Here is a 17,571-nt window from a genome sequence, read left to right on the forward strand (position 1 = left end):
TCAGGCCTTGCTGCGGTTGTCGAGCGCGAAGGCGCCGGCGCCTGCAAACACCAGATAGAGGAAGATGAAGCAGAAGGAGATTGCCGCGTCGCCGCCATTGTTGGCCGGGAAGAAGTCGCGCGGGTAGTGCGCCATGAAATAGGCGATCGCCATTTCACCGGCCAGGAGGAACGCGACCGGGCGCGTGAACAGGCCAAGAGCCAAGAGAATGCCGCCGGCGAATTCGAGGATACCAGCGGTTGTCGTCAGCCCGTTGAGGGCGTGAGACTCGGCGCTGATGGGGAAGTTGAACAGTTTCTGGCTGCCATGCTCGATAAACTGCAGCGCGGTCATGATGCGCAGCACGCCGAGCGCCTGCGGTCGGTATCGGGAGAGGCCTTCGAAAAGCTTCATCTAAAACTCCATTTTCACCCTCCCGATCCGGCCATAGATTGTTGCCCGGCGATGGACCATTCACTTCCCATGGCGTGCCATCAACAATCGGTGATTGGAAATGTTCACCGGTATGCTCTTTGATATTGTTCTCGCCCTGGTTGCATTTATATCGCTATGGTTGTATTGGTATGGACACTCTGAACATGTGGATTCCCTTGCCATGAAAAAAACCGTCATCAGCCTATTCGTATTCCTTGCAGGCACCAGCTTCGCCATGGCGGAGGACGCCGGCTGCGAGGCCTTCAAATGGCCGGTGACGCGCGAACAGGCGCTGTTTGCCGCGGCGCCCGCAGCACCGCCTGGAGCGACGCTGGCGGTGGGCGCTGCCGCGGATCTGGCACTGGTCCCGGCGGAGAAAGCCGGTTTCACGCTGCCGCCCGAGCGCGCGCCGGCGGAGGGCACGTTCGGTGCCGTCGCCAGCGTGGAGGTGCCGGCCGAAGGCGCCATTCAGATCAGCCTGTCGGGCGAGGCCTGGATCGATGTCATCCAGGACGGCAAGGCGGTGAAATCGGCGGGCTATAGCGGCGTGAAAACCTGCCCCGGCATCCGCAAGAGCGTGCGCTTCAAGCTCGCGGCCGGACCGGCCACCGTCCAGTTCAGTGGTGCGAAGAAGGCTGAGCTGAAGGTCGCGGTGCTGACGCCGGAATAAGACGGCCAGGCAGAGGCATGCGGCCTTTCATCGGAGGTGCGATGAAAGGCCGTCGCTTCGAACCAGCGGTGTTGCCGTCAACGCACCGGCGCCATCAGCGCGAAATGCGCGCCTTGCGGGTCCTGGCACTGCACGATCCAACTGCCGCCGGGGACCTCCATCGGCCCCATCAGGATCTTGCCGCCATTGTCGGTGACACGCTTTGCGGCCGCGTCGATGCCGGTGACGTTGAAATAGAACTGCCAGACCGGGACGGGGATCTGCGCAGGCTTGTTCATGATGCCGCCGCCGGATTCAGGGCCGGCCGTGAAAGTCTGGTAGATGCCCATCGGACCCATGTCGAAATCGCCGGCATTGGCCCAGCCGAATTGGCCGGAATAGAAATCGAACGCGGCCTTCCAATCGCTGGTGTAGAGCTCGTGCCAGCCGATATGGCCAGGCGTGCTGGCCGGCACGACGGGCTGGTCGGGGCCGTTGGGCTGCAGGAACATGAAGGTAGCGCCTTGCGGATCGGCGACGACGGCAAAACGGCCGACGCCCGGAATGTCGTCGGGCTGGCGATGAACAGCGCCGCCAGCAGCCTTCAGTGCCTTGGTCGAAGCATCAACATCTTTGGTGTGGATATAACCGAGCCAGGCGGGCGGCATGCCCATCTTGGCGGCATCCTCGGGCATCGTCATCAGGCCGCCGACGCCGCGTTCGCCGACATTCATGACGATGTAGCGCGGCATGCCGGGCGCCTTGTCGAAGGGCTGCGCCGTCCAGTCGACAATTTTGGTGTAGAAGGCTTCGGCGGCGTCGAGGTCTGTTGTCATCAGCTCGTACCAGAAGAAGGGCATCGGGGATTTCGGCATGGTCGGTCTCCTCACCGTTCAAGCATCGATCGTTGTCCGATCCACCCCAGGACGATCCTGGCGGCGGAAATCCGACAACCGCCCGGACAATAATGTCTGCCCATGACATGCGTTCCCCGGTTGCGCGCCCCGCGGTTTTCGATTTTTGTACGGCAAGGGGGTTGTTCATGCGCCTTATGTCGCTCACGCCAGAGCTTGTCGCACTGTGTCACAGGGAAGAGGCCGATCCCGGCCCGGACCCAAGCTGGACCGAGTTGAAGGACGGGGATTTCCAGAGCCTTGCCTTGCGGCTTTCCGGCGAAGCGGATGAGGGGCCTCTCTGGGTGTTCGCCTATGGCTCGCTGATCTGGAAGCCGGAATTTGAATCGGTCGAGCAACGGCTCGCTACGGCCTTCGGCTGGCATCGCTCCTTCTGTCTCGACATGGTGCGCTGGCGCGGCAGCGCCGCGCAGCCGGGGCTGATGATGGCGCTCGAACGCGGCGGACGCTGCAACGGGGTGATCTACCGCTTGCCGGAGGGCGAAAAGCCGGCGCAGATCGAAAGGCTGCTGCGGCGTGAGATCAGCGACCATGAGAGCGTCAGCTCGGTCCGGTGGCTGCCAGTGCATACGGCGCAAGGCGCGCTGCGGGCGCTCGGCTTCTGGGTTGGCGTCAAGGGCAGGGGAACGTCACTCGGGCAGCCGTTGGACAGAGTGGCGAGCATATTGGCCAGAGCCTGCGGCCATATCGGCTCCGGCGCGGAATATCTCTACAATACGGTCAGCCACCTCGAAGCGTTCGGCATCCATGACCGCAATCTGTGGCGGCTGCAGCAACTGGTGGCGGACGAGGTCCGGGCTATCCATGGCCGGCCGGTCGACGAGGACCATCCAGCCCGACAAGAGCAGCCGTCCACTGCATAACATGAGTAAAACAATCATGTTTTTATCGAGCCTTTTCAGCAGCTTGCGGTGAAAATTGACCAATTGATAAAAAAATAAAACGTGCTAGCCTTCCCCAAAACGAAAACATGGGGAACTGACAATGCCAGAAGGCCAGTTCAAGGAAGGTATCGTCGGCGGCCGGCTTGCGGCCGAGCAGTACGCGGACAATTTTTCCGACCTGCATCCGCCGCTCGATCATCACGAGGCGCTGGTCGAATCCGACCGCTGCTATTTCTGCTATGACGCGCCGTGCATGAACGCGTGCCCGACCTCGATCGACATTCCGCTGTTCATCCGCCAGATCTCGACCGGCAACCCGATCGGCTCGGCCAAGACCATTTTCGACCAGAACATCCTTGGCGGCATGTGCGCCCGCGTTTGCCCGACCGAAACGCTGTGCGAAGAGGTCTGCGTGCGCGAGGTGGCGGAAGGCAAGCCGGTGCAGATCGGTCGCCTGCAGCGCTACGCCACCGATGTCGCCATGGCCGAGAACAAGCAGTTCTATCCCCGCCCCGAGCCGACCGGAAAGACGGTTGCAGTGGTCGGCGCCGGCCCGGCCGGCCTTGCCGCCGCGCACCGGCTCGCCCGTCATGGTCATGACGTCACCATACTGGAGGCGCGGCCGAAGGCCGGCGGCCTCAACGAATATGGCATCGCCGCCTATAAGAGCGTCGACAATTTCGCCCAGGCCGAGGTCGACTATGTCACGGCGATCGGCGGCATCGACATCCAGAACGGCAAGGCGCTCGGCCGCGACTACCAGCTCTCCGACCTGATCCGCAACTACGACGCGGTGTTCCTCGGCATGGGGCTCGGCGGCGTCAACGCGCTGCGCGCCGATGGCGAGGATGCCGCCGGCGTCACCAATGCGGTGGAGTTCATCGCCGAGCTGCGCCAGGCCAGCGATCTCGCCGGCCTGCCGGTCGGCCGCCGCGTCGTCGTCATCGGCGGCGGCATGACGGCGATCGACGCCGCCGTGCAGTCGAAACTGCTCGGCGCCGAGGAGGTGACGATCTGCTACCGGCGCGGCCAGGAGCACATGAATGCCTCCGGGTTCGAGCAGGACCTGGCCGCCGCCAACGGCGTCACCATTCGCCACTGGCTGCAGCCGAAGCGCGTCATCGCCGACGGCGGCAAAGTGTCGGGCATCGAACTGGAATACACGGCATTGAAGGGCGACAAGCTTGCCGGCACCGGCGAGACGCTAACGCTCGTCGCCGACCAGGTGTTCAAGGCGATCGGCCAGAGTTTTGTCCCGGCTGCCCTCAACGGCAGCGGAGCCTCGATCGACCTCGAAGCCGGCCGCATCAAGGTCGATGCGGAAGGGCGGACATCGCTGGCCAAGGTCTGGGCCGGCGGCGACTGCATCTTTGGTGGCGACGACCTGACCGTCTCGGCCGTGGCGCAAGGGCGCGACGCGGCGGAGAGCATACACAGGAGTCTGACGCAGGGATAAGGATCATGGCCACGGTGGAACCGGGCGTCGCCCGTCACTACGACATAGCGGGTCTCGAGCAGCGCATCCTTGCCGCGCTCGCCGAGACCGGCGTGGACATTGCCCATCTGCGTGCCGGCGATCTTGAAGCGGTCGACGAATTCCACATTGGCGGTATCGCCGCCACCAGGGAACTGCTTGGCCAGATGGGTTTGAAGCCCGGAGCCAGGCTGCTCGACATTGGTTCCGGCGTGGGTGGTCCGGCCCGTTTTGCCGCCAACGATGCCGGCGCCGATGTCACCGGCATCGATCTCACGCAAAGCTATGTCGACATCGCGACCAGCCTGTCGAAGCGCACGGGAATGGCCGAGAAGACGCGCTTCGTGCAAGGCAGCGCACTGGACATGCCATTCGCCAACGCCAGCTTTGACGCGGCCATGATCCTGCATGTCGGCATGAACCTTCCCGACAAGGCAAGGCTGATGAGCGAGGCCGCGCGCGTGCTCAGGCCGGGCGGCGTTTTTGCGGTCTACGATGTGATGCGGCTTAAGGACGGCGCGCTGACCTATCCCGTGCCATGGGCGTCAAACGAGACCATGTCCTTTGTCGCCACGCCAGACGACTATCGCTCGGCGGCCACGGCTTCCGGCTTCTCCGTCGTCGCCGAGAGGCAGCGTGGTGCTTTCGCCGTCGAATTCTTCGCCGCGATACGTGCCCGGATGGCCGCCGCACAGGCGGAAGGAAAAAAGCCGGCGCCCGGCGTCGGCCTGGTCATGGGCGAAGATGCCCGCACCAAGATCGCCAATATCACCGCCGCGCTTGAAGGCGGTATTCTCGCACCCGTTGAACTGCTTCTTCGTCTCGGCTGAAAGGGACCTGTCATGGCAGACATCCGCAACAATTTCGTCGGCATCAAATCGCCAAATCCGTTCTGGCTGGCCTCGGCACCGCCGACCGACAAGGCCTACAATGTCGTCCGCGCCTTCAAGGCGGGGTGGGGCGGCGTGGTGTGGAAGACGCTGGGCGAGGAAGGTCCGCCGGTGGTCAACGTCAACGGCCCGCGTTACGGCGCGATCTGGGGCGCCGACCGGCGCCTGCTCGGCCTCAACAACATCGAACTGATCACCGACCGCGACCTGCAGGTCAATCTGCGCGAAATCAAACAGGTCAAGAAGGATTGGCCCGACCGCGCCATCGTCGTTTCGCTGATGGTGCCTTGTGTCGAGGAGAGCTGGAAGGCGATCCTGCCGGTGGTCGAGGAGACGGAAGCCGACGGCATCGAACTTAATTTCGGCTGCCCGCACGGCATGTCGGAACGAGGCATGGGCGCTGCCGTCGGCCAGGTGCCGGAATATATCGAAATGGTGGTGCGCTGGTGCAAGGCCAACACCCGCATGCCCGTCATCACCAAGCTGACACCCAACATCACCGATGTGCGCAAGCCGGCGCGCGCCGCACTCGCCGGCGGCACCGACGCGGTGTCGCTGATCAACACCATCAATTCGATCACCGGTGTCGATCTCGACAGCTTCGCGCCTCAGCCGACCATCGACGGCAAGGGTTCGCATGGCGGCTACTGTGGCCCGGCGGTGAAGCCGATCGCCATGAACATGGTGGCCGAAATCGCGCGCGATCCGGAAACGCATGGGCTGCCGATCTCCGGCATTGGCGGCATCACCACCTGGCGTGACGCGGCCGAATTCATGGCGCTCGGCGCCGGCAATGTGCAGGTCTGCACGGCGGCGATGACCTACGGTTTCAAGATCGTGCAGGAGATGATCGCCGGCCTGGAAAACTGGATGGACGAGAAGGGCCACCGCTCGCTCGACGACATTGTCGGCCGCGCCACGCCCAACGTCACCGACTGGCAGTATCTCAACCTCAACTATGTCGCCAAAGCGCGTATCGACCAGGACGCCTGCATCAAATGCGGCCGCTGCCACATCGCCTGCGAGGACACTTCGCACCAGGCGATCACCAGCATGGTCGACGGCGTCAGGCATTTCGAGGTGATCGAGGCCGAATGCGTCGGCTGCAACCTCTGCGTCAATGTCTGCCCGGTCGAGAATTGCATCACCATGGAGCCGCTGGCCGCCGGCGTGATGGACCAGCGCACCGGCAAGCCGGTGTCGCCGGTCTACGCCAACTGGACGACGCACCCGAACAACCCGATGGCCAAGGTGGCTGCGGAGTAGGGTTTGTTCCAGCGCAGGTAGGGCTGCTTGGCAGAACTTGGGTTCCTCGCCCCACGGAGTGGGGAGAGGTGGCCCGGCCAAGCCGGGACGGAGAGGGACTTTCGGGACGACTGGGAGCTTACCCAGGCTTCAGATCGCCTTTCATCTTGCTTGCGCCTGATTCCTCACCGGTTTTGACTTCACAAAGGTCGTCCCCCTCTCCGTCCCGGCTTCGCCGGGCCACCTCTCCCCCGCTTTGCGGGGTGCGAGGAACCCAAGTCCTGTGAAGCCATCGCGAACATGTGCATTTCCGCATTTCCCTATTGCAGATAAAAATTATCCACGATAAAATATATCCATAAATAGGAGATCGGCATCATCATGAAGTTGGGCGAGGGCGTTGAAGCTGCCATCCACTGTGCTGCTACGCTGGCGAGCGTCGAGGGCAACAGCACCATGCCGGGCGCGGCCCTGGCCGAGGCCTTCGGACTGTCGCCGAGCTATCTCTTGAAGCATCTCAACATGCTGACCGCCGAGCGCATCCTGGAATCGGTATCGGGTCCGGCTGGCGGCTACCGGCTGGCGCGGCCGGCCGAACGCATCACGCTGCTCGACATCGTGCTGGCGGTCGAAGGGCGCGAACCGGCGTTTCGTTGCGGCGAAATCCGCCGCAACGGTCCGGTCAAGATTGATGCCTCGGCCTATGTCAAACCCTGCGGCATCAATGCTGCGATGCTGAAGGCGGAGCGCGCCTATCGGGCGGCGCTGGCCGAAGTGAAGCTGTCCGACATCGTGGCGGACTACGCGGCAGAGGGCGATCCGAGATCCTTTGCCGCCAGCTGCGCCTTCGTTGCGCGCCACCAGCGGCCGCAGAAACCCAATTCAACCCCGCAAACCCCAAAGCAGATGTGAAAGGAAAGACGATGAAGCCGAGACTGCAATTTTTCGCCAAGGCGCCCGAGATCATGAAGGCGGTGTCGGCGCTCAACAAGGCGGTCGACGAATGCGGGCTGGAGGTCGGCCTGCTGCACCTGATCAAGCTCAGGGCTTCGCAGATCAATGGCTGTTCCTACTGCGTCGAGATGCACAGCCGCGAGGCGCGGCGCGACGGCGAAACCGAGCAGCGGCTCTATCTCGTCGCGGCCTGGAAGGAATCGCCGCTGTTTTCCGAACGTGAGCGCGCTGCCTTCGCCTGGACCGAAGCCGTGACCCTGATTGCCAACAATGGCGTATCGGACGAGCTCTATGCCCGCACGCTCGAGCATTTCTTGGAAGAGGAACTGGTCAAGCTGTCCGTTGCGCTGGGCATGATCAACACCTGGAACCGGCTCTGCATCCCGTTCCAGGCCATTCATCCGATGCCGGCCGCCAAGGCGGCCTGACTTGTCCTGATGTGTTTTGGAGCGCCGTCGAGGAGGTGGCGCTCCAACTGTTTTCAAGGGGAGTGTTTTATGCCTGCCGATTTACCATCGACCTTCTTGTTTCTCGGCCGCCTGTTGCTCGGCGGCGCTTTCGTCTTCGCCGGCCTGCGCAACATCCAGAACGCGGCCTTCCTCACCGGGCTGATGGCCGCGCGCGGCGTGCCACAGGCGCGGCTGGCGCTGTGGGCCGGCATTGTCCTGCAGATCCTTGCCGGCGCCTTGGTGATAGCTGGGCTGTGGACCGTGATCGCCTGCGCGGTGCTGGTGCTGTTCCTGATCGTCGCCACGCTGATGTTCCACAATTTCTGGGATCATCAAGGCCCGGACCGCGCGGCGCGCATCAACGGCTTCGTCGGCAATGTCGCGCTGAGCGGTGGTTTCCTGACGCTGATCGCGCAGTCCGTTTAAAGGCTGAGGTCACGCCGCGAACCGCAGACCACCATCGCAGGTCAGCACCTGGCCGGTCATGAAGCCGTTGGAGACGAGGAAGGCTATCGCCGAGGCGACGTCCTCGGCGCGGCCAATCCTGCCCACAGGGGTCTTGCCGGCATATTCGGCAAAAACCGCCTGCCGCTGGTCCTCAGGCAAAAAATCCCACCACGGCGTATCGATCACACCAGGCGCGACGACGTTGACGCGCAGCGGCTTCAGTTCGACAGCCAGGATCGGCGTCACGGTCAGCAGCATGCCGTTGACGGCGCCGATGCCGGCGACGCCGGGCATGGTGACCTGAGCCGACACCGCCGAGATGAAGGTTACTGACCCCGATTTGTTGAGCGTCAGCAAGGCGGCCTGCAGGCAGGACAGTTGCGGCCGCACCTTCTCCTCGACGCCGCTGCCGATATCGGCAAGGTCGAGCGTCGCGAACGGGCCGAGGCCCTTGCCGCCGCTCGCCGCCAGGACGAGGTGGTCGAACGGGCCGAGACGCTCGAAGAACTGACGCACCTCGTCCGGCTTCGAAGCATCGAAGGCGGCCTTGTCGGCGGCGCCGCCGAGGCTTTTCCAGGCACCGTTGAGCTTGTCCTGGTTGCGGCCGGTGATCGTCACCTTCATGCCGGGCCCAATCAGCTTGCGCGCGGTTGCCAGGCCGATGCCGGAGGAGCCGCCGATGATGACTGTGTGTTCGGTGGTGTTGGTCATGAGTGCTGTTCCCTGGATTCTGGGGAGGCTGGGCCGACAAGGTCGAGGCTCAGGCTTCGCAATTGTTGCCTTGCCCTGGCGTCGTAAGCCTGGGCATCGGCGCCGGGATTCGCGCAGGCCGTCGAAATAGAGGCCGCTGCGCCCTGCGAGCGCGGATGAGGTCGCCAGATTAACGATGGCGTCGGCGCCGGTTTCGACAGAGCTCCATGGCGTCACGCCGGCCTGCCTGACCATGGTCGTGTCCATGTAGCTCGCCGGATGCAGCGCATTGACGGTGACGCCGGTGCCGTTCAGTTCCTCCGCCAGATCGACGGTGAACAGGATCTGCGCCAGCTTGCTCTGGCAGTAGGCACGCACGCCGCTATAGCCATGGGTCAGCATGACATCGCCAAAGTCGATCGCCTGCTGGCCGGCCGAGGCGACATTGACGATACGCGCTGGTGCGCTCGCCTTCAGCAGCGGCAGAAGTTCCGAGGTCAGCAGGAAGCCGGCGAGATAGTTGACCGCGAAACGCAGTTCGTAGCCATCGGCGCTGATCTGTCTTTTGGCGCCTGCCGTGCCGATGCCGGCATTGTTGATGAGGATGTCGAGCCGGTCCGTTCGGGCACGCACGGCCTCGGCAAGGCGGCGAATTTCGGCCAGCGAGGCGAGGTCGGCGGCGAAGAACTCGGCTCCGCCGCCGACGGCCTCGATTTCGGCTGCCACGGCCTTGCCACGCGCGGCATCGCGGCCGTGCACCAGCACGCGGGCGCCGGCGGCACCCAGCCGTTGCGCGACGACGCGGCCGACGCCGTCGGTCGAGCCGGTGATGAGGATTGTCTTGTCTTTCAGGTCCATGTCGGGAGCCTCCTGTCTGTTGCTCCAGACGCAAGATGGGACGTCCCACGGATCTCAAACAGTTCAAACTTTATCCTGGTATCAGTACTGCTATAATAGACATCATGGACGCTCCCTCTCATTCCGCTGAAGACAGCCGCCGGCGCGAACTCGGCGCTTTCCTGCGCTCACGCCGCGAAAGGCTGACGCCCTCGGCGACCGGCATCACGACCGGCCTCAGGCGGCGCACGCCAGGCCTGCGCCGCGAGGAGGTGGCGATGATCGCAGGCGTCGGCACCACTTGGTACACCTGGCTGGAGCAGGGCAGGGACGTGCGGCCTTCCGTGGAGGTGCTGACGGCGCTGTGCGGGGCGTTGCGCCTCGACGCCGCCGAGAAACGGCATCTCTTCACACTTGCCGGCCGCCAGCAGCCGGAGCGGCGGCGCATCGCGGCAGGAAAGGTCGAAGGCCCCTTGCTGCATATGTTGCAAAGCCTTGTCCTGCAGCCTGCCTATGTCGTCGGCCCGCGCTGGGACGTACTGGCATGGAACGACGCGGCCGTTGCCATTTTCGGCGATTACGGCCTGCTCGAGGGCGACGCCCGCAACATCATCCACGGCGTGTTCACCGATCCGCACCGGCGGCATTTGCTGGTCGACTGGGAACAGCTGGCGCGTGCAACCCTTGCCGCGTTCCGCGCCGAGAGCGCCAGATATGTCGGCGATCCGGATTTCGAGCGGCTGATCGCGCTGATGATGCGCTCAAGTCCCGAGTTCCGGGAATGGTGGCCGCAACGCGACGTCGTGCACCGCCTGTCCGGCATGAAGCATCTGCGCCACCCGATCGCCGGCGCGATGGTGTTCGAGCATATGAGCCTGTCGATCGATGACGGTTCGGACATGAAGCTGATCGTCTACACGCCGCTTGCCGAGCACAACTCGATCGCCAAGCTGCAGAAGCTGCTGGACGCGCTGCCGGCCGAGCGGCGCAGCGCCTGAGAGGGGTCAGCCCCTCGGCTTCAGCCCCTCAAGAAACAGTTGCTCCAGGAACCGTGCCGCGTCCTCGAAGCGGCCGTCGCCGCCGCGGTTCGGTCCGAGCACGGCGCGGACCTGGACGTCGAAATCGGCATAGTGCTGCGTGGTTGCCCAGATTGAGAAGATCAGGTGCCAGGGGTCAGTCCGGGCGATCTTGCCGGCACGCATCCAGCCCTTGATGACGGCGGCCTTCTCGTCGACCAGCGTCTTCAGTTCGCCGGCCAGCAGCGGCATGATGCGTGGCGCGCCTTGCAGGATTTCATTGGCGAACAGCCGGCTCTCACGCGGAAAATCGCGCGCCATTTCCAGCTTGCGCCTGATGTAGCTCCTGAGTTCGGTCATGGGGTCGCCGATGTCGTCGAGCTCGCGTAGCGGTGCCAGCCAGGTGTCGAGCAGGCGCTGCATCAACGTCTCGTGAATGTCCTCCTTGCGGCGGAAGTAATAGAGCAGGTTCGGCTTCGACATGCCGGCGGCTTCGGCGATCTGGTCGATGGTCGAGCCGCGGAAGCCGTTGGTGGAGAACACTTCGAGTGCCGCCTCCAGGATGAGCTCGCGCTTTTCCTGCTGGATGCGGGTGCGGCGAGGGGCTTCCGTGCCGGTGTTCACCGTTGCGAACCCTCATGTTGGCGGTCATCTGGACCAATTCTCTGGACCAGTTTTTCTCTGGGCTGTGGAACGCACTTCAGGAGCCGCATTTCCGCTAGTAATCCCTTGACCGCCGACAGGGCGGTGCTAACGTTTGTCCAATCGGTCAAAAATTTGCGTAGCATGAAAACGGCGCAAAGACCAAGCGTTGGACGCACCGAAACAGGTTACAAGGGGAAGTCTTGGTCATGTCCAACCGGCTGAAAGTCACGCCGAACGATCTCAGCGCATTCTGGATGCCGTTCACGGCAAACCGGCAGTTCAAGCAGGCGCCACGCATGTTCGTGTCCGCCAAGGACATGCATTACACCACCAGCGACGGCCGCAAGGTGCTGGACGGCACCGCCGGCCTCTGGTGCGTCAATGCCGGCCACTGCCGGCCGAAGATCACCGAGGCGATCCAGCACCAGGCCGCCGAACTCGACTACGCGCCGGCCTTCCAGATGGGCCATCCGATCGTGTTCGAACTGGCGAACCGCCTGGTCGACCTGGCGCCCAAGGGCATGGACCATGTCTTCTTCACCAATTCCGGTTCGGAATCGGTCGAGACAGCGCTGAAGATGGCGATCGCCTATCACCGGATGAAGGGCGAGGGCGCGCGCACCCGCCTGATCGGCCGCGAGCGCGGCTATCACGGCGTCAATTTCGGCGGCATCTCGGTTGGCGGCATCGTCTCCAACCGAAAGATGTTCGGCACGCTGCTCGGCGGCGTCGACCACATGCCGCACACGCATCTGCCGGAAAAGAACGCCTTCTCGAAGGGCGTGCCGGAGTATGGCGCGGAACTCGCCAACGAGCTGGAGCGCATCGTCGCCCTGCATGACGCCTCGACCATCGCCGCTGTCATCGTCGAGCCGGTCGCCGGCTCCACCGGCGTCATCCTGCCGCCCAAGGGCTATTTGCAAAAGCTGCGCGAAATCTGCACCAAGCACGGCATCCTGCTGATCTTCGACGAGGTCATCACCGGTTTCGGCCGTCTTGGAGCGCCGTTCGCCGCCGACTATTTCGGCGTCACGCCCGACATCATGACCACCGCCAAGGGCGTCTCCAACGGCGTCATCCCGATGGGCGCGGTGTTCGTGAAGAAGGAAATCCACGACGCGTTCATGACTGGCCCCGAGCACATGATCGAGTTCTTCCACGGCTACACCTATTCGGGCAATCCGATCGCTTGCGCGGCGGCACTCGGCACGCTCGACACCTACAAGGAAGAGGGCCTGCTCACCCGTGGCGAGGAACTGGCGCCCTATCGGGAAGACGCGCTGCATTCGCTGAAGGGCGAGCCGCATGTCATCGACATCAGGAACATTGGCCTGATCGGTGCGATCGAACTGGCGCCGATCGCCGGCAGCCCGACCAAGCGGGCCTTCTCGGCCTTCGTCAAGGCGTTCGAGCGCGGCGCGTTGATCCGCACCACCGGCGACATCATCGCGCTGTCGCCGCCGCTGATCATCACCAAGGGCCAGATCAACGAATTGATCGACCATGTGCGTGAAGTGCTGAGGTCGATCGATTGATGATCTGGGCGCGGATATCCCTCCCCCTCGAGGGGAGGGTGGCCGCGAAGCGGTCGGGTGGGGTCGGTGCGACCGGACGCCGACCTGATCTTTTGCCGCGAGGCCGCCGCTGATGCCCCGCACTCGTGTGAGCTACGAAATGCGCCAGAAGGCGCGCGCGCTTCGAGTTCACGCGACCAAGGGTGAATCCCTGCTCTGGTATGAGCTGCGCGATCTCAAATCGATCGGCATAAAGTTTCGCCGCCAGTGCCCGATCGGGCCGTACATCGTCGACTTCGCCTGCTTTGGTGTGAAGCTGGTGGTCGAGGTGGATGGCGATCTGCACGAGTATGAAAGGGGCAAGCGGCACGACGCCGTCCGCGATGCCTATCTGCGTTCGCTCGGCTTCGATATCTTTCGCGTTGACGAGCCCGATGTCATAAACAGCGCTTGGCATGTCGCGCAGGCGGTCAAGGGGAAGGTCGAGCTTATGTCAGGCGACCCCACCCGACCGCTTCGCGGCCACCCTCCCCTCGAGGGGGAGGGGGACGCCGCGCAATTGGAGAGGTTTTGAATGGCCGCACCCGGCGAGAATTTGCGAATCAATTCAGACCGTTTGTGGGATTCGCTGATGGAAATGGCGAAGATCGGCCCCGGCATTGCCGGCGGCAACAATCGCCAGACCGTGACCGATGAGGATGGCGAGGGCCGGCATCTGTTCAAGCGCTGGTGCGATGCCGCCGGGCTGGAAATGGGCGTCGACGAGATGGGCACGATGTTTGCCCGCCGCGAAGGCACGGACCCAACCCTCCCGCCGGTCTATGTCGGCAGCCATCTCGATACGCAGCCGACCGGCGGCAAATATGACGGCGTGCTCGGCGTTCTTGGCGGCCTGGAGATCGTGCGCTCGCTCAACGATCTCGACATCAAGACAAAACATCCGATCGTCGTCACCAACTGGACGAACGAGGAAGGTGCGCGCTTCGCGCCGGCGATGATGGCGTCGGGCGTGTTCGCCGGCGTGCTCGACCAGGCCGATGTCTACGAGCATACCGACAAGCAAGGCAAGAAATTCGGCGAGGAGCTCGAGCGCATCGGCTGGAAGGGCACCGAGAAGGTCGGTGATCGCAAGATTCACGCCTTCTTCGAACTGCATATCGAGCAGGGGCCGATCCTCGAGGACGAAGGCATCGACATTGGCGTCGTCACCCATGGCCAGGGCCTGAAATGGCTGCAGGTGACGCTGACCGGCAAGGAAGCCCATACCGGCTCGACGCCGATGCCCAAGCGCCGCAATGCCGGGCTCGGCATGGCCCGCGTGATCGAACTGGTGCACGAGATCGCCATGGACTATCAGCCCGATGCCGTCGGCGCGGTCGGCCACATGGAAGTGTTCCCGAACTCGCGCAACATCATTGCCGGCCGCACCGTCTTCACCATCGACATCCGCTCGCCCGAGAAGGAAGTGCTTGATGCCATGGACGGCCGCATCCGCGAAGGCATCGACACGATCTGCGAGGCACTCGACATTCAGTATAAGATCGAGCAGGTCGGCCATTTCGATCCCGTGACTTTCGATGCGGGCTGCGTCAAGGCCATCCGCGATGCCGCCGACCGCCTCGGCTATACCCACCGCAACATCGTCTCGGGCGCCGGCCACGACGCCTGCTGGATCAACCGCGTCGCGCCGACCGCCATGGTGATGTGCCCGTGTGTTGACGGGTTGTCACACAACGAGGCCGAAAAGATCACCAAGGAATGGGCCTCGGCTGGCGCTGACGTTCTGTTCCACGCGGTGGTGGAGACGGCCGTCATCGTGGAGTGAACTTAGACATCTAAATTCCAAACGCCGCTCATAAAGAAGCGCGAAGAGAACAAGGGAACAGAAAATGACCAAAGTTATCAAGAACGGCACCGTCGTCACCGCCGACCGCAGCTGGAAGGCCGATGTGCTGTTCAGCCACGGCAAGATCGTTGCGATCGGCTCGAACCTGCATGGCGACCATGAATATGACGCCACCGGCTGCTACGTCATGCCCGGCGGCATCGACCCGCACACCCATCTCGAAATGCCGTTCATGGGCACCTATTCGGCCGACGATTTCGAATCCGGTACGCGGGCCGCCCTTGCCGGCGGCACCACGATGGTGGTCGATTTCTGCCTGCCGTCGCCACAGCAATCGCTGCTCGAGGCCTTGCAGATGTGGGACAACAAGACCACCAAGGCTGCCTGCGACTATTCCTTCCACATGGCGATCACCTGGTGGGGCAAGCAGGTGTTTGATGAGATGGCCACCGTCGTCGACAAGGGCATCACCTCGTTCAAGCACTTCATGGCCTACAAGGGCGCGCTGATGGTGGATGACGACGAGATGTATGCGTCGTTCCAGCGCTGCGCCGACCTTGGCGCGCTGCCGCTGGTGCATGCGGAGAATGGCGACGTGGTCGCCGCTTTGTCGCAGAAGCTGCTGGCCGCCGGCAACAACGGCCCGGAAGGCCATGCCTATTCGCGGCCGCCGGAAGTGGAAGGCGAGGCCACAAATCGCGCCATCATGATCGCCGACATGGCCGGCGTGCCGCTCTATGTTGTGCATGTCTCCTGCGAACAAGCCCACGAGGCCATCCGCCGGGCGCGGCAGAAGGGCATGCGGGTGTTCGGCGAGCCGCTGATCCAGCACCTGACGCTGGATGAGACCGAGTATTTCAACAAGGACTGGGACCATGCGGCGCGGCGCGTGATGAGCCCACCCTTCCGCAACAAGCTGCACCAGGATTCACTGTGGGCCGGCCTGCAGGCTGGATCGCTGCAAGTGGTGGCGACCGATCACTGCGCCTTCACCACCAAGCAGAAGCGCAACGGCATCGGCGACTTCACCAAGATCCCGAACGGCACCGGCGGCCTCGAGGACCGCTTGCCAATGCTGTGGACCACGGGTGTCAACACCGGTCGGCTGACGATGAACGAGTTCGTCGCGGTGACCTCGACCAACATCGCCAAGATCCTCAACATGTACCCGAAGAAGGGCGCCATCGTCGAAGGTGCGGATGCCGACATCGTCGTCTGGGATCCGAAGCGGAAGAAGACGATTTCTTCGAAGAAGCAGCAGTCTGTCATCGACTACAACGTCTTCGAAGGCTTCGAAGTGACCGGCCTGCCGCGCTTCGTCTTCTCGCGCGGCGAGCTGTCGATCGAGGAAGCCGAGGTGAAGGCGAAGCCCGGCCATGGCCAGTTCGTCGGCCGCGAGCCGAACGCGGCGGTCAACCGGGCGCTGTCGACGTGGAAAGACATCACCGCGCCGCGCAAGGTCGAACGGTCAGGCATTCCGGCGACCGGAGTCTGAGCTTGGCGCGTTCGGCCGCGCTCATCTCGTTGGTCCTGGCTACTGTTGCCGGTGGTCCGGCAAGTGCGGCCGGGGTGCTGGCCGGCTCCTGGGGCAATGATGTCGGCTGTGCCGGCGTTAAGGCCGGGTATCAGGACAGCGATGCTTACATCCTGCTGACCGCAGAAGGCATCGAGACCTATGGCAGTGGTTGCCGGTTCGAGCAGCAATTGACCTCAGTGCCGGGTACGCAATCGTTGCGTTCCACCTGTTCCGCCGAGGGCGAGGCGGGGACGACGATCGAAACAATTGTGGTCACCAACAAGGGAGAGGATGGTTTCTTCGTAACCATTCCCGGCCTTGAGGAACTGGGGCCGCTGCAATCATGTTCTTAACGTTGGGCAATGGGGGAATGAGCATGCGTGGTTTTAGTCTGTCTGTTGCGATGGTTGTCGTTTTGGCTGCTGGCCAGGCTTTCGCGGCAGGCATCGACCTGTCGAAGCCCTATGGCGACCAATATGGCTGCATCAACCGCAACGGCCAGGAAGTCGCCGCCGATCAGATGCTGCTTTTGACGGACAAGGAATTGATCACCGCCGCCAGCGCCTGCACGTTCACGAAGACGCAAGCGCAGGCAGACGGATCGCTGGTGGTGACGGCGACATGTGAGGCCGAAGGCGAAGACGGACAGGCGCCGACCAATTTCACCATCAAGCGCAGTGCCAAGAACGCCAAGAAGCTGACGATTACCGATGCGGACGGCAACGTCATGGGGGAAGTTGCGCGGTGCAAATGACCGCGATCCCATCAGCGTCAGGCGACCAGCGCATCCAGTTCCGGCAGCAGGACGACGCTCTCCTGTTCGTTGGGATCGGTGCGCGCAATGACGGCCGAAGAGGGAGCGTTGCTCAGATTGGCCGGCAGATGCGGCACACCGGCCGGAATGTAGAAGAGGTCGCCGGCCTTGACGACGATGTGGTGCTCGAGCCGGTCGCCATACCAGGTATGGACCTCGCCGGAGAGCACGTAGATCGCGGTTTCATGGTTCTCGTGCAGATGCGCCTTGGCGCGGGCGCCGGGCGGCAAGGTGAGCACGTGCATGCAGATGCCGGAGGAGCCGACCGACTCCGTGGCGATGCCGGCGAAATAGGTCAAACCCTGCTTGCCTTCATAAGTGCTTTCAGGGCGGATAAGATGACAAGTGGGTTTGGGCGACATCGGGGAACTCC

20 protein-coding genes and 1 pseudogene are annotated in these 17,571 nt (G+C 63.3%); 15 read left to right on the plus strand and 6 right to left on the minus strand.

Features of this window, described 5'->3' with window-relative positions; genetic code table 11:
• Positions 1–393: a DoxX family protein gene (locus AC0V8S_RS17330; protein WP_475438487.1), complete on the minus strand. Its 393-nt coding sequence runs from the start codon at positions 391–393 to the stop codon at positions 1–3.
• Positions 394–493: 100 nt separating this feature from the next.
• Between AC0V8S_RS17330 and AC0V8S_RS17335 the strand changes: the two genes are divergently transcribed.
• A complete protein-coding gene (locus AC0V8S_RS17335) occupies positions 494–1,084 on the plus strand; it encodes a hypothetical protein (protein WP_475438488.1) in 591 nt (196 codons plus the stop codon).
• 77 nt (positions 1,085–1,161) lie between these two features.
• Here AC0V8S_RS17335 and AC0V8S_RS17340 read toward each other — a convergent pair whose 3' ends face one another.
• Positions 1,162–1,938: a VOC family protein gene (locus AC0V8S_RS17340; protein ID WP_475438489.1), complete on the minus strand. Its 777-nt coding sequence runs from the start codon at positions 1,936–1,938 to the stop codon at positions 1,162–1,164.
• A 167-nt stretch (positions 1,939–2,105) separates the two neighbouring features.
• On the opposite strand from AC0V8S_RS17340, the gene AC0V8S_RS17345 reads away from it, so the two are divergent.
• The 7 genes from AC0V8S_RS17345 to AC0V8S_RS17375 all read left to right on the plus strand — a co-directional run bounded on the left by AC0V8S_RS17345 (position 2,106) and on the right by AC0V8S_RS17375 (position 8,299).
• The gene (locus AC0V8S_RS17345; protein WP_475438490.1) at positions 2,106–2,840 is read left to right on the plus strand and encodes a gamma-glutamylcyclotransferase; all 735 of its coding nucleotides are present in this window, start codon (positions 2,106–2,108) and stop codon (positions 2,838–2,840) included.
• Between the two features lie 121 nt (positions 2,841–2,961).
• On the plus strand, positions 2,962–4,317 hold the full coding sequence (locus AC0V8S_RS17350) for an NAD(P)-dependent oxidoreductase (protein ID WP_475438491.1): 1,356 nt from the start codon (positions 2,962–2,964) through the stop codon (positions 4,315–4,317).
• A 5-nt stretch (positions 4,318–4,322) separates the two neighbouring features.
• Complete coding sequence (locus AC0V8S_RS17355; protein WP_475438492.1) at positions 4,323–5,165, plus strand: class I SAM-dependent methyltransferase; 843 nt, start codon at positions 4,323–4,325, stop codon at positions 5,163–5,165.
• Between the two features lie 12 nt (positions 5,166–5,177).
• Positions 5,178–6,491, plus strand: coding sequence for an NAD-dependent dihydropyrimidine dehydrogenase subunit PreA (preA, locus tag AC0V8S_RS17360; RefSeq protein WP_183460929.1), 1,314 nt, complete (start codon positions 5,178–5,180; stop codon positions 6,489–6,491).
• A 360-nt stretch (positions 6,492–6,851) separates the two neighbouring features.
• Entirely contained in the window at positions 6,852–7,382 is a 531-nt protein-coding gene (locus tag AC0V8S_RS17365; protein WP_475438493.1) for an RrF2 family transcriptional regulator, read from the plus strand.
• 11 nt (positions 7,383–7,393) lie between these two features.
• Entirely contained in the window at positions 7,394–7,852 is a 459-nt protein-coding gene (locus AC0V8S_RS17370; RefSeq protein ID WP_475438494.1) for a carboxymuconolactone decarboxylase family protein, read from the plus strand.
• A 69-nt stretch (positions 7,853–7,921) separates the two neighbouring features.
• Positions 7,922–8,299, plus strand: coding sequence for a DoxX family protein (locus tag AC0V8S_RS17375; RefSeq protein WP_475438495.1), 378 nt, complete (start codon positions 7,922–7,924; stop codon positions 8,297–8,299).
• A gap of 9 nt (positions 8,300–8,308) precedes the next feature.
• Here AC0V8S_RS17375 and AC0V8S_RS17380 read toward each other — a convergent pair whose 3' ends face one another.
• Positions 8,309–9,031 (minus strand): SDR family oxidoreductase, encoded by a 723-nt coding sequence (locus tag AC0V8S_RS17380; RefSeq protein WP_475438496.1) that lies wholly within the window; start codon positions 9,029–9,031, stop codon positions 8,309–8,311.
• Positions 9,028–9,868: pseudogene (locus AC0V8S_RS17385) on the minus strand (SDR family oxidoreductase). The gene AC0V8S_RS17380 and the pseudogene AC0V8S_RS17385 overlap by 4 nt, the downstream one beginning before the upstream one ends.
• 104 nt (positions 9,869–9,972) lie before the next feature.
• Between AC0V8S_RS17385 and AC0V8S_RS17390 the strand changes: the two are divergent.
• On the plus strand, positions 9,973–10,845 hold the full coding sequence (locus AC0V8S_RS17390; RefSeq protein WP_475438497.1) for a helix-turn-helix transcriptional regulator: 873 nt from the start codon (positions 9,973–9,975) through the stop codon (positions 10,843–10,845).
• Between the two features lie 6 nt (positions 10,846–10,851).
• Here the strand turns inward: AC0V8S_RS17390 and AC0V8S_RS17395 are convergent, their stop codons facing one another.
• On the minus strand, positions 10,852–11,487 hold the full coding sequence (locus tag AC0V8S_RS17395) for a TetR family transcriptional regulator C-terminal domain-containing protein (RefSeq protein ID WP_183460915.1): 636 nt from the start codon (positions 11,485–11,487) through the stop codon (positions 10,852–10,854).
• Between the two features lie 227 nt (positions 11,488–11,714).
• On the opposite strand from AC0V8S_RS17395, the gene aptA reads away from it, so the two are divergent.
• The 6 genes from aptA (at position 11,715) to AC0V8S_RS17425 (ending at position 17,138) form a co-directional block, all read left to right on the plus strand.
• Positions 11,715–13,043 (plus strand): omega-aminotransferase AptA, encoded by a 1,329-nt coding sequence (gene aptA, locus AC0V8S_RS17400; RefSeq protein WP_475438498.1) that lies wholly within the window; start codon positions 11,715–11,717, stop codon positions 13,041–13,043.
• Positions 13,044–13,182: 139 nt separating this feature from the next.
• Positions 13,183–13,596 (plus strand): endonuclease domain-containing protein, encoded by a 414-nt coding sequence (locus AC0V8S_RS17405; RefSeq protein WP_244661759.1) that lies wholly within the window; start codon positions 13,183–13,185, stop codon positions 13,594–13,596.
• Positions 13,597–14,847, plus strand: a complete 1,251-nt coding sequence (locus AC0V8S_RS17410) for a Zn-dependent hydrolase (protein ID WP_475438499.1) — start codon at positions 13,597–13,599, stop codon at positions 14,845–14,847. It abuts the gene before it with no gap.
• A gap of 64 nt (positions 14,848–14,911) precedes the next feature.
• Positions 14,912–16,363, plus strand: a complete 1,452-nt coding sequence (hydA, locus tag AC0V8S_RS17415; RefSeq protein WP_475438500.1) for a dihydropyrimidinase — start codon at positions 14,912–14,914, stop codon at positions 16,361–16,363.
• Between the two features lie 2 nt (positions 16,364–16,365).
• The gene (locus AC0V8S_RS17420; RefSeq protein WP_475438501.1) at positions 16,366–16,737 is read left to right on the plus strand and encodes a hypothetical protein; all 372 of its coding nucleotides are present in this window, start codon (positions 16,366–16,368) and stop codon (positions 16,735–16,737) included.
• Between the two features lie 23 nt (positions 16,738–16,760).
• Positions 16,761–17,138 (plus strand): hypothetical protein, encoded by a 378-nt coding sequence (locus AC0V8S_RS17425; protein WP_475438502.1) that lies wholly within the window; start codon positions 16,761–16,763, stop codon positions 17,136–17,138.
• A gap of 17 nt (positions 17,139–17,155) precedes the next feature.
• Here AC0V8S_RS17425 and AC0V8S_RS17430 read toward each other — a convergent pair whose 3' ends face one another.
• Positions 17,156–17,560 (minus strand): cupin domain-containing protein, encoded by a 405-nt coding sequence (locus AC0V8S_RS17430; RefSeq protein ID WP_475438503.1) that lies wholly within the window; start codon positions 17,558–17,560, stop codon positions 17,156–17,158.
• Positions 17,561–17,571: the final 11 nt, after the last annotated feature.

This window comes from Mesorhizobium oxytropidicola, from assembly GCF_056174625.1.

What these genes read in the sequence shown, in the direction of transcription:
- AC0V8S_RS17330 (WP_475438487.1), bottom strand. Translation starts at nt 393, where the DNA reads ATGAAGCTTTTCGAAGGCCTCTCCCGATACCGACCGCAGGCGCTCGGC.
- AC0V8S_RS17335 (WP_475438488.1), top strand. Translation starts at nt 494, where the DNA reads ATGTTCACCGGTATGCTCTTTGATATTGTTCTCGCCCTGGTTGCATTT.
- AC0V8S_RS17340 (WP_475438489.1), bottom strand. Translation starts at nt 1,938, where the DNA reads ATGCCGAAATCCCCGATGCCCTTCTTCTGGTACGAGCTGATGACAACA.
- AC0V8S_RS17345 (WP_475438490.1), top strand. Translation starts at nt 2,106, where the DNA reads ATGCGCCTTATGTCGCTCACGCCAGAGCTTGTCGCACTGTGTCACAGG.
- AC0V8S_RS17350 (WP_475438491.1), top strand. Translation starts at nt 2,962, where the DNA reads ATGCCAGAAGGCCAGTTCAAGGAAGGTATCGTCGGCGGCCGGCTTGCG.
- AC0V8S_RS17355 (WP_475438492.1), top strand. Translation starts at nt 4,323, where the DNA reads ATGGCCACGGTGGAACCGGGCGTCGCCCGTCACTACGACATAGCGGGT.
- preA (WP_183460929.1), top strand. Translation starts at nt 5,178, where the DNA reads ATGGCAGACATCCGCAACAATTTCGTCGGCATCAAATCGCCAAATCCG.
- AC0V8S_RS17365 (WP_475438493.1), top strand. Translation starts at nt 6,852, where the DNA reads ATGAAGTTGGGCGAGGGCGTTGAAGCTGCCATCCACTGTGCTGCTACG.
- AC0V8S_RS17370 (WP_475438494.1), top strand. Translation starts at nt 7,394, where the DNA reads ATGAAGCCGAGACTGCAATTTTTCGCCAAGGCGCCCGAGATCATGAAG.
- AC0V8S_RS17375 (WP_475438495.1), top strand. Translation starts at nt 7,922, where the DNA reads ATGCCTGCCGATTTACCATCGACCTTCTTGTTTCTCGGCCGCCTGTTG.
- AC0V8S_RS17380 (WP_475438496.1), bottom strand. Translation starts at nt 9,031, where the DNA reads ATGACCAACACCACCGAACACACAGTCATCATCGGCGGCTCCTCCGGC.
- AC0V8S_RS17390 (WP_475438497.1), top strand. Translation starts at nt 9,973, where the DNA reads ATGGACGCTCCCTCTCATTCCGCTGAAGACAGCCGCCGGCGCGAACTC.
- aptA (WP_475438498.1), top strand. Translation starts at nt 11,715, where the DNA reads ATGTCCAACCGGCTGAAAGTCACGCCGAACGATCTCAGCGCATTCTGG.
- AC0V8S_RS17405 (WP_244661759.1), top strand. Translation starts at nt 13,183, where the DNA reads ATGCGCCAGAAGGCGCGCGCGCTTCGAGTTCACGCGACCAAGGGTGAA.
- AC0V8S_RS17410 (WP_475438499.1), top strand. Translation starts at nt 13,597, where the DNA reads ATGGCCGCACCCGGCGAGAATTTGCGAATCAATTCAGACCGTTTGTGG.
- hydA (WP_475438500.1), top strand. Translation starts at nt 14,912, where the DNA reads ATGACCAAAGTTATCAAGAACGGCACCGTCGTCACCGCCGACCGCAGC.
- AC0V8S_RS17425 (WP_475438502.1), top strand. Translation starts at nt 16,761, where the DNA reads ATGCGTGGTTTTAGTCTGTCTGTTGCGATGGTTGTCGTTTTGGCTGCT.
- AC0V8S_RS17430 (WP_475438503.1), bottom strand. Translation starts at nt 17,560, where the DNA reads ATGTCGCCCAAACCCACTTGTCATCTTATCCGCCCTGAAAGCACTTAT.